The organism is Chryseobacterium sp. DT-167 (assembly GCF_058310155.1).
Window position 1 is genome coordinate 261,297 of the sequence record NZ_JBZEEQ010000003.1, and the last position, 15,028, is coordinate 276,324.

Genomic DNA, 15,028 nt, shown 5'->3' on the forward strand with positions numbered 1-15,028 from the left:
GTTTTTTAGTTGTAAATTATCGCTCTTGTTTCGTAAAATAATGATTTTAATTTGAAGATTATTTAATTACACTAGAACCTTTCAGAATGGCAAACTTTATGGAAATCATAATTATTCAAAAAAATATTACTGTAATTATTGATAAAATAAAAAAGTGAAACCGAAGCTTCACTTTATATATTGAATTTAAAAAAGTTGACTTTAAAATTCATTCATTCAATATTCTCATTAAAAAAGATCATTCAAAACTTTAGCTAATCTCAAGCCTCCGTAAAGAAGCTGTCTTTCCATTGTATCATTGAACTTGTACTGATAATCGTACCCTAATTTTGAACCGTCAGGAGTCTGTGCATAGATTTTATTGGCAATCTGATGAGAATCATACAGCCAGTTTTCTAATGTTCCCGACTGAATTTTTGTGACTTCGTCATCGGATTTTATATCAAGAAGTTTTGCATATTCTGTGTAGCTGTATTTTTGAGAGTCTACCAATTTCCCGTCCCAAACTGAGTGCAAATTTGTTTTTTCTCCAAAATAGGTGACATTAATTTTATTTCCTCCTAAATCTTCAGACCTTCCTGTGTGCATTGGCTGAGAAAGATCTCCCATCATATGAATCAGGAAAATTAAAGCAATCTTTCTGTCTTTTTCAGAGGTTTTTTCGTCTTTAATCTGTGCAGATAAAGTTTTGATCTGAGAGTACAGACTTGGTCCGGACTGTGCTTTTAAATTTTTTTCAAATGCTGTAAAATCTGTTTGCGGATCAATGTTTACATAATGCCACACTGAGGTCTGCTTCCAGACTCCGGTCGTATCAGATTTAATAAAATCCGGCCAGTTTGCCCAATATGCAAGACGTTCCTGTCCCATCATTTTTTTTATTTCTCTTCTTGCTTTACCAGATAAGTGGTTTTCTGCAATTTCTGCGATAATACGATGCCCGGTCAATCCCCATGCATAAGAATATACAGAGCTGGAGATCATCAATAAAAGCAGCATTTTAGAATAAATACTTTTCATTTTTAAGTAATAAATTTAGATTCGCAAAGATAGGTCAGACTTTTCAAAATCAGGATAAATTAAAGTTATTTTCTTATGACTTTTATGGTTTGTTAAAAAAAATTAATCTTAACTTATTTTTATAAAAATTTTAATTTTATAGTTACCAATTCACAAATTTTATTGCTAAATTGGATTGGTAAAATATTTTAAATTAAAAAAAATAATTTTTCAAAATTTAGAGATATATTATCTTTACCAGACAACCACAATCACAGAATTAAGAGTATGTACGACAATAGCATTGTAGATATGCATTATAATAAGCTGCAGACAGACTTCAGAGCTGAAGCAGTTGCAGTAAATCTCCTGAAATACCATCGGGCGGTCAGCAATATTTTTATCGACAGAATAGGAATTAATGACCGGGCTTACCTGAAAGATATCAAAAGTATCTCCAGCCAATATCTTGGTTTTGATGAAGAGGTTCTCAACATAAAAACCTATAGAGAAGGTATTTACGACTATTTACCTGAAGGGCTTTTTCATCCGCCATCACTCAATACTTCAAGAAAAAATGTTGAAAATGTAGTCAATGAGATCAGAAAGCAAAAAAGGGTAGAAGACGATGCAAGAAAATTTTTCAGACCTTTTGAGCTTGAGATTTTCTTTACAGAAATCAGTGCATTGCTTAAAGAATATGACTTTGATCTCGCAAGTGATACAGATTCTCTTCTGAAAGTTTTCTCAGAACTTTGGCCGGTTGTAAAAATGCTTGATAAGAAAAATGCCTATATTTTTATTCATATTTTACCGTTTTTTCATCAGATACGAGGAGATAAAAAGTGGTTTGAGCGTTGTATGACCTCATTTTTACAGGTTCCTGTGGAAATTACTTTTACTCCCAACATTATCGACAGAATAGAAGAAGAGGACGATTCTATGCTTCTTGGAAACTCAAGATTAGGTGTCACTTATATTCCAAGCGGAAAACATATGGACGGCGAAAGAAACTGGATTGTCAATATTGGTCCGATTCCTTATAATGAAATGAAAAAGTACATTCCCGGAAATCCTTTCAGAAAAGTGCTTCAGGCTTTGTACGATTATTGCCTTCCTGTAAGTGTCGATATTGAAGAAAATTTTATTACCGAAAAGAAAGAGTATTCATTCATCCTGGAAGATGACGGAAGAAATTCCAACAGGCTTGGTTTCTCTACTTTTCTGTAAAATTTTTTATTATATTTACAATCATCAATCACAATCAATATTAATAGAACTCAATGGAATTTTCATCAGTAAAAGGTGTATTTTTAAGGTATATTTTAGTGCCGTTGCTGGCGGTAATTATGATGGGCATCATGGCAACCATCAGAAGAAATCAGCCGGCAATAAAGATTAAAGTAATCATCATTTATGTATTGCTTTGCAGTTTGTGTTTAGCAATTCCCGGTTTTTTAGGGTTTTCAGGAAATCTTTTTAATCCTTATTATTATCTTATATCTCAACTCATTTATTTATTGCTTGGCATTTTTCATGTCAATTTGATGCACAGATTCTTCAGGAAACATATACAGTCATTTGGATTAAGTGTTTTATTTGAATCTGTATTATCATTCACATGTGTTCTTTTGGGAGCTTATTTATTCGTTATGATTTTTACATGGGTAAGCAAAGGTCAGGGATTTCCGGTGATGTCTGCAACAAGTGCGCTGATTTTCTTTGTACCGATGGCATTTCATTATTGCTATATTCAGTTTATCAGTATTCCCGTTGATATTTATAAAACATGGAGATATTCTCCGGACCAGAAACCGCCGGATTTTGAAGGAGCAGACTTTGACCGTTTAATGGTTTTAAATGTTGAGCTGAGTAAAAATCTTGAAGATGCCAACAGATTCAGAATTAAAGCCAAAACATTACCGACCGGAGTTACTTTCGGAGACTGGTTTTTCCGTGTAGTAGACGATTACAATCATAAAAATCCCAAATCTGTTATTCATCTCTCAGATGAAGGAAAAGAACCTTATTATTGGATATTTTATACCAAAAAATCTTTTTTCAGCTTCAGAAAATATATTGATTTTGATCAGGATATCAGCACCAACAATATCTCTGAAAACGAAGTGGTAGTCTGTAAAAGGGTTATCCAGCACGAAGAGGAAGGAAAAAGATCATCACAATCACAAATTTAAAAAAGTATTACTATGATACAGCCAATCAAACATTTTGCAATCAACTGGGTCGATGGGATGAAAGTTTCTCAGAGACACCTCAATGATCAGGATAATTTTTTAATAGATACAATCAGAGATGCCAATTCTTTGGCGATCACAACATATAATTTCGGTTTGTTGCCGATTCCGAATGAATTTACGGATAAAACTATTTTTGATGTTCATAATACGGCAACCAATGACGTACAGCTTGTTATCAAACATTGCAGCGCAGTAACATTGGCGGGTTACAGAATTGAACTGAGAGACAGGAGAGTGAGCGTAAAATCTCTTGCCAAATCAATGAATCTGGATGAAAATCAGATCGATGGAGAATATTATATTTTAATTTCTGTCAATCCTTTTGATAAAGTACCTTTCGGAGACATTGATCCGGAAGAGATTCCGCCGCGTCATCCGAATGCTCATGCCAATTATCATATCGAATTGTTAGCAGTTTCATCTTTGAACAGCAGCTATTCGGGAGGGAATTATCTTGTGGTCGGAAAGGTTGATTTTAAAGGAAATATTGCTCAGGTCAACACAACCTTTATTCCACCATGTACATCTGTACAAAGTCATCCGGCTTTGATCGATTATTATAACGGATATGCAAAATCAATCGGCAATCTACAGCAGTACGCATTCAAAATTATTCAGAAGGCTTCGCATAAAAATCAGAATACAGCTTTAGCATTGAATGTAAAATCGTTGTGTACGGTTTTGGTTAATACTTTCGGAGATATGTATTTTCAGTTTAGAAATGTGATTCCTTATCAACCGCCCGTTTTTCTGATCGAAACTTTTGCTAAGCTGGCTTTAAGACTTTACAATGCAACACAGGTTTTGGTTCCGGCAGAGTTGGAAGAAATGCTGAATTATAGTTTAGAATGGAGTGAAATAGCACCTCATACTTTACTCAATCAGTTATCAACCGTTGCAGAAACCAATTATGATCATCATAATTGTGGCGAACCGCTTTTACACATTCAGCAGATGTTGAGAAGTTTGGAGATTATTTTCTCTAAATTGAGTGAGCTTGATTACATCGGACAAAGAAAAGAAAATATCATTGTCAACGAACAGGAAGTTTCTTCTAATACCAATCCGAAAAGAGGCTGGAGCGTTTTGGACTAATCATTTACTTTAAAAATAAAAGATCCCGGACTTTTTACAGTTCGGGTTTTTTATGTCATGTTGCAGATTCTTAAATTCTATTTTTTAACTAAAATTTTCTCGGTTGCTTTTTTACTTAAAACTTCCTGTTTTCCATCTATTTCTATAGTTGCAGATCTGTCAAAATCTTCAATCTTGATAATTCTGATTTTCGTATTTAAAAGAAGTTTTCTTTCTGTAAGATAATTTAGAAAAGCATCATCAGAAAGTGTTACAGAAGCAAAAATCACATTTTCACCGACTTTACAATCGCTTAATTTTTGCAAATCCTGAGAAATAATATTTCCGTCTTTGTCTGGAATCGGTTCTCCGTGAGGGTCGAATTTAGGATGATCAAGAATCTCATCCATTTTATCAAAAAATATTTTTGAATGTACGTGTTCGAGCTGCTCAGCAATTTCATGTACGTTTTCCCAGCCAAAATTCATTTTTTTGACAAGAAACATTTCTGTTAATCGATGTTTTCTAACGACCAGTGCTGCTTCACGTCTTCCTTTTTCGGTAACTTTCAGCGGCTTATAAGTTTCGTAAACCACCCATTTTTTCTCTGAAAACTTTTTCATCATGTTATTAACGCTCGGCATTTTGACATTCAAAAATTTGCTGAGCTCGTTAATCGTCACTTTACCTTCATTGTCAACTAAGTGAAACAAAGCTTTCAGATAATTTTCTTCTGTTAATGTTGTTTTCAAATTGTTAGATGATTTTCATTACAAATCTAACAAAATAATATTTAAAACTAAGTCTTGTTATTTTAAGTTTTTTTAATTTTACTGAATGAAATTTTCATTTAAGAACGACTATTCCGAAGGATGCCATCCACGGATCTTGGAATCACTTTTGTGTCACAATACTGATCAGCAGGCAGGTTATGGAGAAGATGAATATTCTTTAAAAGCTAAAAATTTAATTAAGGAAATAATTGATAATAAGGATGCTCAGGTTTACTTTGTTTCAGGTGGAACTCAGGCAAATCTGATCGTTATTTCTTCCGTTTTAAAACCTTATCAATGTGTAATTTCTGCTTCTACAGGACATATTTTAAATAACGAAACCGGCGCAATCGAAGCGACCGGACATAAAGTTTTAAGCATAGAAACTGAGGACGGAAAGCTGAAACCTTCAGATATTCAGCCGGTTTTAGACAGTCATAAAAATATTCCGCATCAGGTGATGCCGAAGTTGGTTTATATTTCAAATTCTACGGAACTTGGAACAATTTACAAAAAGGAAGAACTTGAACATCTTTCAAAGTTTTGTCGTGAGAATAATCTGTATCTATTCATGGACGGTGCTAGATTGGGACATGCAATTACTTCAGAAATAAGTGACTTATCTTTAAAAGACATTACGAAATTAACCGATGTTTTCTATTTGGGGGGAACAAAAAATGGAGCTCTAATAGGAGAAGCAGTCATCATCAATAATCAGTTATTACAAGAAGATTTTGCTTTCAATATTAAGCAGAAAGGCGCTTTATTAGCAAAAGGAAGATTGTTGGGAATCCAGTTTTTAGAGTTGATGAAGGATGATCTTTACTTTGATTTGGCAAAGCATGCCAATCAACAGGCGATGAAAATTAAGAAAGCTTTATCAGAAAAGGGGATTTCGTTTCTTTCAGATACTTTTACCAATCAGATTTTTCCGATTTTACATCATCATCTTATTGATGTTTTATCCGAAAAATTTGAATTTTATGTCTGGAAAAATGTTGATGAAAATTCATCAGCAGTCCGCTTGATTACCTCATGGAATACAAGTGGTGAAGCAGTTGAAGATTTTATTAAAATTATAAATGACCATGTATAAATAAAAAATGCAACCGAATAGAGTTGCATTTTTTATGTTTTATAAGATTAAACTATTTTAAAGCTTTTGAAACTACTGTACAATCTGCGGTTTCAAGTTTTTGTCCGTCTTTGTAAGCGACTTTTGCTTCGTCGGCATATTTCATCTGACCGTTGTCATCTTTTTGATTTCCAATTCCTTCAAGCAAATTTCCGTCTTTTTGAAGAAAGAAAATATCTCTTTTGCTGGTTGTACCTTCAGATGCAAATTCGTAAGTCAGTTTCAGCGTATCTCCGGATTTAAAACCGGTAAGATCACCTTTTGAACTGTCTTTTTCGCTGTTTTTATAAGCCATTTTTCCCGTCACTGTGCCCAAATTATCATCAATGCTTACAAAAACACTGTCTTTTCCGGTTACTCCAAAATAACAGTAAGATTTTGCGCCTAAGGTATCAATTACAGCTTCAGTAGTATCTGTAAGAGAATCTTCATTTGCAGTTGGTGCAGTAGTTTCAACTTTTTTATTACAGTTGATCAGAAATAAAGATAATGAACCTAAAAGAATGTACTTTTTCATGACTTTTATATTATGTTAAATTGATTTGTATTGCTAAAATAATGATTGTAATCTGAATGGCATGTAAATTATAAGAAAATTAAATCTCAAAACATTTTATATATTTTTTATTGTTTGAAAATTTAAAAGTGTATGATTACATCATTCAACAAAAAATCTTCCAAACTTATAATTTCTAATCGCTGAGAATCGTCTAAAAATATTTTTCTGGAATGATATTCGAAATTTCGTGAAAGTAAATATTATAAAATTACATTTAAATTTAATTTGCGATTACTGAGAATTTGAGTAGATATTTTTGGGTGGAACTTAGAAATTTAGAGTAAGCTGAAATTAAATGTATTGGTAAACAAGAGTTGTTGTTTCTATCATTTTTAAACAGAATTCTCTTTGATAAACTACTCTACACTCAGTTTTCAAAAGGTCCTATAATTTATATTATGTTAAATAGAATATTTTTCATTTTTTGAAATATTTGATTTTTATGCTGGAAATCAAACGATTACGATTTGTCTTTCAAGATGATAAATAGATAACGACTAAAGATATTTCCGATATAAATCTGATGATTATCAATCTGAATTTAATCATTCAGCAAAATTTTCCCAAAAGCTTCAGAAGCCAGGTGTACCTGTACAGACCAGTCGTCTGCAGCATCACTTCCTGCATCATCAGAAATATATTTAAGACACAGAAACGGAATATTTTCCTGTCTCGCAATAAAAGCAATCGCATAAGCTTCCATATCGATCACATTATATTCTGTGTTGATATGATTCATTTCAAAGCTGTCACCACTTCCGCAGATTCCTTCTTTCAGATCATCCATATTTAAACCGTTTTTTAATATGACAGGAATACCCGATAAAGGGGTCTCAAATTTTTTAAAACCTAAACCGGTAGCATCCATATCACGTTGGATGAATTGAGTACAACAGATAATTTCACCTTTATGAAAGCCAATTCCACCAGCTGAACCAAGATTAACGATTAATTTGGGCTTATTCTTTTGGATTGCTTTCGTAAGATGAATTGCTGCATTTATTTTTCCAATTCCTGTAATAAGTTTAGTGGTATAATCAAATCTGTTTCCGGCTTCGGCATCCAGGGCAAAAACAAAAAGGGTCTCTTCAATTTGAAAAGACATTTCACTGTTAATTTTTATCATAATTTAGCTAAAATAGGATTTTTAATTATTGCAACCTTATTAAATATTTTATCTGTAGTTAGTTTGTCAGAGAGCAATGCCGGATCAGCTGAAAACTCTTCCACTCTACTCCCACTTCATTTTTTAAAGGGAAGTTTTCCAGAGCATTTCAAAATTAAATAACAAAAATGGGACAGATCACATCTAATCAGATCTCTATTTTCATTATTAATTAAATGACTGTCTGAACTCCAACGGCGACATTTTTGTTTTCTTTTTAAAAAGTGTGCTGAATGACTGTGAATGTTCAAATCCCAGTTCATAAGCGATCTCACTCACAGATAATTCTGTTGTCGAAAGTTTTTCTTTCGCTTTGCTGATGAGCTTTTCGTGGATATGCTGTTGTGTGTTTTGCCCTGTATGGACACGCAGAAGATCACTCAGATAATTCGGTGAAAGATTCATGGCTTCGGCGATCTGATGAACAGTCAGAAGACCTTTTTCTGAAGACACTTTATCAAAATAATTATTCAGGTAGGTCTCAAATTTTGTTAAAAGCTGATGATTTCCGCTTTTTCTGGTAATAAACTGCCGCTCGTAAAAACGCTTTGAATAATTCAGCAGCAGTTCAATCTGGGATAGAATGATTTCCTGAGTATGCTGGTCGATGTGCTGACATTCTTTATCGATTTTATTCAGGATTTCCAGTAAATCATTTTCCTCATCTTCAGACAGATGCAATGCTTCATTCACAGCATAGGAGAAAAATCCGTAAGACGAAATTGTACTGGCCAACGGTTGTTTCAGCAGAAAATCTTCGTGAAAGATCAGCAGATATCCTGTATTTTCGCAATCCATTGTCTTCAAATCAAGATACTGAACCTGATTGGGTGCCGTAAAACTCAAAACGCCTTTGTCGTAGTCGTAATGTTGCTGTCCGTATTTTATTTTCCCGGTGGCATTCCTTTTTAGGGCAACACAATAATATCTGCTAACAAAACCCTTCCAGACTTCATCTTCAATGAAAATACTTTCAGAAAGATTAATAACGCTTACCATCGGATGTTTCGGTTCCGGAAGTGACAGTAATCTGTGAAAAGCTGAGATAGATTTTATCGTGTTCATAATTTTGAGATTCTAAATATTTAAAATAATAATTTTTGGGAAATAATTATGCCACGAATGCACAAATATGCTGATATATATTTTGCTTATTATAAATAGTAATAATCATATTTTGCAGAAATACTTAGATTATACTTACATCAAGAGAATTCATTCGATGAAAATCATTTATTTATACAAATAATCCAAGTCTTTACAAATAATAATAATCATATTTTGCAGAAATACTTAGATTGTTACATCAAGGAAATTCATTCAATAAAAAATTCGTGCATTCGTGGCATTGGCAACAAAAAAATTAATAATCCAAAAGTCCCATTCCAAATTCATCATAAGTTGCGCCAGTATCAGTTCCCAAAGGTACAATACTTTCCAACTTTTGAATATCGGAATCGCTCAGTACAATTTTACCAGCTTCAATATTTTGTTCAAGATATTTTCTGCGTTTCGTTCCCGGAATCGGCAAAATTCCTTTGCTGATAATCCATGCTAAAGCGAGTTGAGAAGAAGTGATTTCTTTTTCTTTTGCCAGATTTTCAATGGCTTCCACCAATTCGATATTTTTATGAAAATGTTCTCCCTGAAAACGAGGAATTCCTCTTCGGAAATCATTTTGCGGTAAATCGTCAATCGACCGGATTTGTCCAGACAAAAATCCTCTTCCCAGTGGAGAATACGCCACAAAACCAATTCCCAACATATTCAGCGTTTCTATCACACCTTTTTCTTCCACCGTTCTTTCAAACAGAGAATATTCACTTTGAACTGCCGTGATTGGATGAACTTCGTGCGCTCTTTTTACAGTTTCAGAAGAAACTTCCGATAGACCGATATAACCGATTTTTCCTTCTTTTACCAAATCGCTCATTGCACCTACTGTTTCTTCGACAGGTGTGTTTTTATCAAGACGATGCATATAATAAAGGTCAATGTAATCTGTTTTCAGATTTTTTAGAGAACGCTCGACCGATTTTTTTACATAATCTTTCTTCCCGTTGATTTTCCAGGTTACCTGCTCATTGTCATCGATTTCCCAACCAAATTTAGTTGCGATGATGTATTTGTCACGATTTCCTTCTATGGCTTTTGCAATAAGCTGTTCGTTTTTAAAAGGTCCGTACAAATCTGCTGTGTCAAGAAAATTCCCTCCTAATTCAAGAGAGCGATGAATGGTTGCAATAGCTTCCTGCTCATCGGTTGCGCCATACATATCTGCATCACCAAAACCTGTCATTCCCATACATCCCAAACCGATATTCGGAACGACTAAACCCTGACTTCCTAAATTGACCTGATTCAATTTCATATTGTTAATTTTTATATTGTTTAAATTTTATATTACAAAATTGGGGAGAAATTAAGAACCGGATGTATGCAAAATGATGATTGTCGTATGCAAATTACGGATGTCAATTAAATGATTTTCTGAATTCCAAAGGTGAAATCTCCGTTTTAGCTTTAAACAATTTACTGAAAGACTGCGAATGTTCAAATCCTAGTTCATAAGCAATTTCACTCACGGAAAGATCGGTTGTTGAAAGCTTTTCTTTGGCTTTTTCAATGAGTTTTTCGTGGATATGTTGCTGCGTAGTTTGTCCGGTGAGCGATTTTAATAAACTGCCTAAGTAATTGGTTGAAATATTTAATTGTTCGGCAATATAATTCGCGGTTGGCAAGCCTTTATCAATAACGTTATCTTTAAAATAATTTTCCAGAATGGCTTCCAGTTTGTCAAGAACCTGATGGTTTGTTTTTTTTCTGGTAATGAACTGTCGCTGGTAGAATCTTTCACAGTAATTTAAAATAACCTCAATCTGCGAAATGATAATATTCTGTGTAAACTGATCAATCCCCGACTGATATTCTTTTTCAATCCCTTTGAAAAGTCCGATTAAAGTCTCCTCTTCTTTTTCAGAAAGAAACAATGCTTCATTCACTTCATAACCAAAAAATTTATAGTTATGAATTGTTTTTGCCAAAGGTGTATTCCATATAAAATCGGGATGAAAAGCCAGTAAATATCCGGACGGCTTGGTGTCGTATTTGCTGATAATCATTTTCACCACCTGTCTTGGCGCAATAAAGCACATCAGACCTTCATCAAAATCATACTGGCTCTGTCCGTAATGCAGCTTTCCCTGAAGATCTCTTTTGAAACCCATAAAATACAGATCCTGAACCCAGCTGATCTCAGATTCTTCAATCTGATACTCCACCAGACTGTAATCTACCAGGCTGATGAGAGGATGTTGTGGCTTAGGCAATCCGGAGATCCTGTGCAACTCCGCAATGCTATCTATTGTGTATAATTTCCTGTTGTTCATAATGTTAAAAAAAGGCAACAGCAGAAAACCGTTGCCTTTACAAATTTAATAATCTGTGGATTCACTTAATGTTTTAAAATCGGAAATTTCACTTTGAAGCGCATTTAATTTGTTTCCGGCAATTTGGAATGCGTCTGAGCCTAAAACCAAATGTACCGGCGGATTTTCCATTGCTGCCAATTCTATCAAAGCCAGAGCTGCTTTTTCCGGGTCTCCCGGCTGATTTCCGTTGATGTCCTTTTCGTGTGCTATTTGAAGCTGTCTTGCCAGAGTATAAGAATCAATTTCACTTTTCGGAGTTCTGAGCGAGCCGCCAGTCAGGAAATCAGTTCTGAAATATCCGGGATAAACCACTGTTGCATTCACTCCGAATTCTTTTACTTCCGCCGCTAAAGCTTCCGTAAATCCAACAACTGCAAACTTGGTGGCACAGTAAATCCCCCAACCTGCAAACTCGCCCGTCAATCCGCCAATTGAAGCGATATTGATGATGAAACCGCTTTTCTGATCTCTTAAATAAGGCATCGTTTTTCTGATAATATTTAGCGATCCGAAAACATTCGTGTCAAAATTCTGACGGCTTTCTTCGTCGGTAAGCTCTTCCAGTGTTCCCAGTTGTCCGTATCCCGCATTGTTCACCACGACGTCCAACTGCCCGAATTTTTCTAATGATTTTGAAACTGCCTCCGCAACAGAATTTTCATTTATCAAATCAACTTCAAGCGGAAGAAATGAATTGTTTTCTTCACTGATCGCTTTCTGAAGGTCAGCAATATTTCTGGAAGTTGCTGCTACAGAATAACCTTCTGCCAATAGTCTTTTTACTAAAGTTAATCCTAATCCTTTAGAAGCTCCTGTCACGAACCATACTTTTTTTGTGTCCATTTTTGATTGTTTTAATTGATTAATTTTTACATTACAAAGTTGGTCAGAATCTAAAATCCGGATGTAGCTAAATCAATGCTTGTTGTAGCTGAAACACAGATCTGAATTTACGAGTAATTTATTTTATTATTTTAATTTTTCAATGAAGAAAACTAAAATTAAGATAATATAAGCATAATGAAATTTAAATTGCAAAAAATCGCAGATCAGTAATATATGAAATATTCTCACAAGGAAAATAATAATGCAGTGCTTGATTTCATCAGAAAAGGCAGGACTATTAAAGTAAAGAAACAGATTCATACGTCTTTCTTATTAAACATTCCTGCTTATGAAAATTCCCACCATTCACGGATATATTGACCGGCGGATCTTAATTAATTTTACTGCTGATCCCAAAGTGGTTGAAAAAATAATTCCTTATCCTTTTCGTCCTGAGATTTATAAGGACAAAGCAATCGTAGGAATATGTTTAATCAGGCTAAAGCATATAAAACCCAAAGGTCTCCCAGATTTTTTAGGAATAAATTCAGAAAACGGTGCTCACAGAATTGCTGTGGAATGGGATGAAGGTAATGTATCGAAGTCTGGAGTTTATATTCCGAGAAGAGATACTTCCCTATTGCTGAACAGCTTTGTTGGCGGAAGAATATTTCCAGGAAAGCATTATTTAGCAAAATTTAATGTAGAAGAACAGAAAGAAAATTATCATATTAATTTTAAAAGCTCAGATGATACTGAAATTTCTATTGATGCCATAGAAGCAAAAAATTTCAATAAAAATTCCATCTTTGAAAATCTGGAAAATGCATCCGATTTTTTTAAGAAAGGAGATTTGGGATTTTCTCCGAATAAAAATAAATTTGAGGGATTAAGATTAAATGCTTACAAATGGGAAGTACAACCACTAGATGTTTCAAATGTAAAATCGAGTTTTTTTGAAGATGAAAATATCTTTCCGAAAGGCTCTGTGAAATTTGACAATGCCTTACTGATGAAAAACATCGAACATGAATGGATAAGTGAAAAAAACAAATAAAAAACAATAATAACTTTTAAAAAAATACCATGAAAAAACTTCTTTTAAGCACTGTGGCAGTCATAGCAATATCATCGTGCAAAACAACTAAAACTATAGCAAATACAAACAACTCTTCTACAGATTCTACTTATGGTTTTACGGAGAAAAATCCCGTTAAAGTCGGCGGTGTAGGAAATGGTCCTCTTAACGAAAGAAATTATCTGAATTCTCTTACCGGATCCAACGGAGAAAAAGTTTCTTATGAAAGATATGGTAGCTGTTGTGAGTTTAAATCGAAAAACAGTCCGTTTGGTATGGGATTGCTTGACAAATATACCATCACATATGAGGGTAAAAAAGACACCGTCACCATTTATCTTAATATGTATGATAAAGCAAAAACAATGGCTCCGGTAGGATTTAAAATAAAATAAGCCAGGATATACATCTCCCCAATTTCAATAAAATTAAGTAACAGTTTTTAAATTTTAGCCAAACTATCTTAAAGAATATTTACGAAAAAAGTATTCTGTCAAAATTTATTTTCAAAACCTTACCTTTTCTTTAAAATAAATATGATTTTATAACGCTTTGGTGCAAAAATAGATAGATTAAAGTATAAACTTATCTATTCAAAATCACCAAAATATGAAATCAGAAAATAACTTAGAAAAAAGAAGTCTGCAAGGAAAAACGGTAGTTGTAACGGGCGGAAGCAGCGGAGTCGGAAGAGCCACCGTAGAAGCTTTTGCTTTGGAAGGCTGTAATATCGTCATCGCAGCCCGCGGACAGGAAGCTCTGGATGAAACCTTGAACCTCTGCAAGGAACTCGAGGTAAAAGCAATTGCCGTTCCTACCGATGTTTCTAAAGCGGAAGAAGTCGATAATTTAGTTAAAAGAGCTATTCTTGAATTCGGACGAATCGATATCTGGGTAAACAATGCCGGAGTTATGGCAAGCGGAAAATTTGAAGAAATCCCGATGTCGCTTCACGAGCAGGTCATTAAAACCAATCTTTTCGGATATATGCACGGAGCGTATAGCGTACTCCCGATTTTTAAGGAACAGAATGAGGGAATTCTCATCAACAATGTATCGATTGGCGGATTTATGCCTGCTCCGTACAGCGCTGTGTATTCCGCTACAAAATTTGGCATCCGTGGAATGATGGAATGTCTGCAGGGTGAAATTTCAGATTTTAAAGATATTCACATTGCCAACCTGTATCCTCAGATTCAGCGTTCTACAGGAAATGCACATTCGGCAAAGTATTCCGGACTAGATTTTAAAGTTCCGCCGTTTGCAGCCGATCCGCGTGATACGGCTGAAAAAATAGTTCAGCTTGCGAAAGAACCCAAAAAAGATTTATTCCCGGATTTTACATCAAGACTTTTAGTCAATGTGTACGGAATGTTCCCGAAAGCCATCATCAACACCGCATCTGCCGGAATGAGAATGATGATGAAACTGAAAAACGGAGAACCCACCTCAGGAAATGTCTTGGAATCATCACCCGAACCTCATCAGATCTACGGAGAAACCTCTCTCCCGGTTCCAAGTAAGAAAACAAAATTGGCAATGGCAGCTGGAGTTACGTTAGGTTTAGCGTATATGTTTTTTACTTCCAGAAGTTCTAAAAATAACTGAGATTTAGAAGTTTAATCAAAACGAATTTATTTAAATAATAGCAATAAACCCCGATCGAAAGTCGGGGTTTATTTTGTTTTAGATGGTAATTATTTATTCAAAAAGTTCTGTAATTCAAGAAAA

15 protein-coding genes are annotated in these 15,028 nt (G+C 34.3%); 7 read left to right on the top strand and 8 right to left on the bottom strand.

What is annotated here, in order from left to right; all coding sequences use genetic code 11:
- Nucleotides 1-228: 228 nt before the first annotated feature.
- Nucleotides 229-1,020 carry a S1/P1 nuclease gene (locus AC4FQ5_RS05945; protein WP_491141567.1) on the bottom strand — a complete coding sequence of 264 codons (792 nt, stop codon included), beginning with the start codon at nt 1,018-1,020 and terminating at the stop codon, nt 229-231.
- 267 nt (nt 1,021-1,287) lie between these two features.
- Between AC4FQ5_RS05945 and AC4FQ5_RS05950 the strand changes: the two genes are divergently transcribed.
- The 3 genes from AC4FQ5_RS05950 to AC4FQ5_RS05960 are packed head-to-tail and all read left to right on the top strand — an operon-like array spanning nt 1,288 to nt 4,352.
- Nucleotides 1,288-2,229 (top strand): type VI secretion system baseplate subunit TssG, encoded by a 942-nt coding sequence (locus tag AC4FQ5_RS05950; protein ID WP_491141568.1) that lies wholly within the window; start codon nt 1,288-1,290, stop codon nt 2,227-2,229.
- 53 nt (nt 2,230-2,282) lie between these two features.
- Nucleotides 2,283-3,194, top strand: a complete 912-nt coding sequence (locus tag AC4FQ5_RS05955) for a TssN family type VI secretion system protein (RefSeq protein ID WP_491141569.1) — start codon at nt 2,283-2,285, stop codon at nt 3,192-3,194.
- Between the two features lie 12 nt (nt 3,195-3,206).
- On the top strand, nt 3,207-4,352 hold the full coding sequence (locus tag AC4FQ5_RS05960) for a hypothetical protein (RefSeq protein ID WP_491141570.1): 1,146 nt from the start codon (nt 3,207-3,209) through the stop codon (nt 4,350-4,352).
- Nucleotides 4,353-4,429: 77 nt separating this feature from the next.
- Here the strand turns inward: AC4FQ5_RS05960 and AC4FQ5_RS05965 are convergent, their stop codons facing one another.
- A complete protein-coding gene (locus AC4FQ5_RS05965; protein ID WP_491141571.1) occupies nt 4,430-5,083 on the bottom strand; it encodes a metal-dependent transcriptional regulator in 654 nt (217 codons plus the stop codon).
- 85 nt (nt 5,084-5,168) lie between these two features.
- Between AC4FQ5_RS05965 and AC4FQ5_RS05970 the strand changes: the two genes are divergently transcribed.
- Nucleotides 5,169-6,200, top strand: a complete 1,032-nt coding sequence (locus AC4FQ5_RS05970) for a threonine aldolase family protein (RefSeq protein ID WP_491141572.1) — start codon at nt 5,169-5,171, stop codon at nt 6,198-6,200.
- 52 nt (nt 6,201-6,252) lie between these two features.
- Here the strand turns inward: AC4FQ5_RS05970 and AC4FQ5_RS05975 are convergent, their stop codons facing one another.
- The 6 genes from AC4FQ5_RS05975 to AC4FQ5_RS06000 all read right to left on the bottom strand — a co-directional run bounded on the left by AC4FQ5_RS05975 (nt 6,253) and on the right by AC4FQ5_RS06000 (nt 12,237).
- Complete coding sequence (locus AC4FQ5_RS05975) at nt 6,253-6,756, bottom strand: hypothetical protein (RefSeq protein WP_491141573.1); 504 nt, start codon at nt 6,754-6,756, stop codon at nt 6,253-6,255.
- 583 nt (nt 6,757-7,339) lie between these two features.
- Complete coding sequence (locus tag AC4FQ5_RS05980; protein WP_491141574.1) at nt 7,340-7,903, bottom strand: 5'-methylthioadenosine/S-adenosylhomocysteine nucleosidase family protein; 564 nt, start codon at nt 7,901-7,903, stop codon at nt 7,340-7,342.
- A 228-nt stretch (nt 7,904-8,131) separates the two neighbouring features.
- Nucleotides 8,132-9,028, bottom strand: coding sequence for a helix-turn-helix domain-containing protein (locus AC4FQ5_RS05985; protein ID WP_491141575.1), 897 nt, complete (start codon nt 9,026-9,028; stop codon nt 8,132-8,134).
- 298 nt (nt 9,029-9,326) lie between these two features.
- On the bottom strand, nt 9,327-10,334 hold the full coding sequence (locus tag AC4FQ5_RS05990; RefSeq protein ID WP_491141576.1) for an aldo/keto reductase: 1,008 nt from the start codon (nt 10,332-10,334) through the stop codon (nt 9,327-9,329).
- 103 nt (nt 10,335-10,437) lie between these two features.
- Entirely contained in the window at nt 10,438-11,352 is a 915-nt protein-coding gene (locus tag AC4FQ5_RS05995; protein WP_491141577.1) for a helix-turn-helix domain-containing protein, read from the bottom strand.
- Nucleotides 11,353-11,397: 45 nt separating this feature from the next.
- Nucleotides 11,398-12,237: an SDR family NAD(P)-dependent oxidoreductase gene (locus tag AC4FQ5_RS06000; protein ID WP_491141578.1), complete on the bottom strand. Its 840-nt coding sequence runs from the start codon at nt 12,235-12,237 to the stop codon at nt 11,398-11,400.
- Nucleotides 12,238-12,568: 331 nt separating this feature from the next.
- Here AC4FQ5_RS06000 and AC4FQ5_RS06005 point away from each other — a divergent pair, with 331 nt between their 5' ends.
- The 3 genes from AC4FQ5_RS06005 to AC4FQ5_RS06015 all read left to right on the top strand — a co-directional run bounded on the left by AC4FQ5_RS06005 (nt 12,569) and on the right by AC4FQ5_RS06015 (nt 14,905).
- Nucleotides 12,569-13,276: a DUF2071 domain-containing protein gene (locus AC4FQ5_RS06005; RefSeq protein ID WP_491141579.1), complete on the top strand. Its 708-nt coding sequence runs from the start codon at nt 12,569-12,571 to the stop codon at nt 13,274-13,276.
- A gap of 29 nt (nt 13,277-13,305) precedes the next feature.
- A complete protein-coding gene (locus tag AC4FQ5_RS06010; RefSeq protein ID WP_491141580.1) occupies nt 13,306-13,692 on the top strand; it encodes a 2-dehydro-3-deoxyphosphooctonate aldolase in 387 nt (128 codons plus the stop codon).
- Nucleotides 13,693-13,906: 214 nt separating this feature from the next.
- Entirely contained in the window at nt 13,907-14,905 is a 999-nt protein-coding gene (locus AC4FQ5_RS06015; RefSeq protein WP_491141581.1) for an SDR family NAD(P)-dependent oxidoreductase, read from the top strand.
- The last annotated feature ends 123 nt before the right edge of the window (nt 14,906-15,028 follow it).

Bases quoted from the DNA above. Each gene is read 5' to 3' on its own strand.
- AC4FQ5_RS05945 (WP_491141567.1), bottom strand. From the start codon at position 1,020: ATGAAAAGTATTTATTCTAAAATGCTGCTTTTATTGATGATCTCCAGC.
- AC4FQ5_RS05950 (WP_491141568.1), top strand. From the start codon at position 1,288: ATGTACGACAATAGCATTGTAGATATGCATTATAATAAGCTGCAGACA.
- AC4FQ5_RS05955 (WP_491141569.1), top strand. From the start codon at position 2,283: ATGGAATTTTCATCAGTAAAAGGTGTATTTTTAAGGTATATTTTAGTG.
- AC4FQ5_RS05960 (WP_491141570.1), top strand. From the start codon at position 3,207: ATGATACAGCCAATCAAACATTTTGCAATCAACTGGGTCGATGGGATG.
- AC4FQ5_RS05970 (WP_491141572.1), top strand. From the start codon at position 5,169: ATGAAATTTTCATTTAAGAACGACTATTCCGAAGGATGCCATCCACGG.
- AC4FQ5_RS05975 (WP_491141573.1), bottom strand. From the start codon at position 6,756: ATGAAAAAGTACATTCTTTTAGGTTCATTATCTTTATTTCTGATCAAC.
- AC4FQ5_RS05980 (WP_491141574.1), bottom strand. From the start codon at position 7,903: ATGTCTTTTCAAATTGAAGAGACCCTTTTTGTTTTTGCCCTGGATGCC.
- AC4FQ5_RS05985 (WP_491141575.1), bottom strand. From the start codon at position 9,028: ATGAACACGATAAAATCTATCTCAGCTTTTCACAGATTACTGTCACTT.
- AC4FQ5_RS05990 (WP_491141576.1), bottom strand. From the start codon at position 10,334: ATGAAATTGAATCAGGTCAATTTAGGAAGTCAGGGTTTAGTCGTTCCG.
- AC4FQ5_RS05995 (WP_491141577.1), bottom strand. From the start codon at position 11,352: ATGAACAACAGGAAATTATACACAATAGATAGCATTGCGGAGTTGCAC.
- AC4FQ5_RS06000 (WP_491141578.1), bottom strand. From the start codon at position 12,237: ATGGACACAAAAAAAGTATGGTTCGTGACAGGAGCTTCTAAAGGATTA.
- AC4FQ5_RS06005 (WP_491141579.1), top strand. From the start codon at position 12,569: ATGAAAATTCCCACCATTCACGGATATATTGACCGGCGGATCTTAATT.
- AC4FQ5_RS06010 (WP_491141580.1), top strand. From the start codon at position 13,306: ATGAAAAAACTTCTTTTAAGCACTGTGGCAGTCATAGCAATATCATCG.
- AC4FQ5_RS06015 (WP_491141581.1), top strand. From the start codon at position 13,907: ATGAAATCAGAAAATAACTTAGAAAAAAGAAGTCTGCAAGGAAAAACG.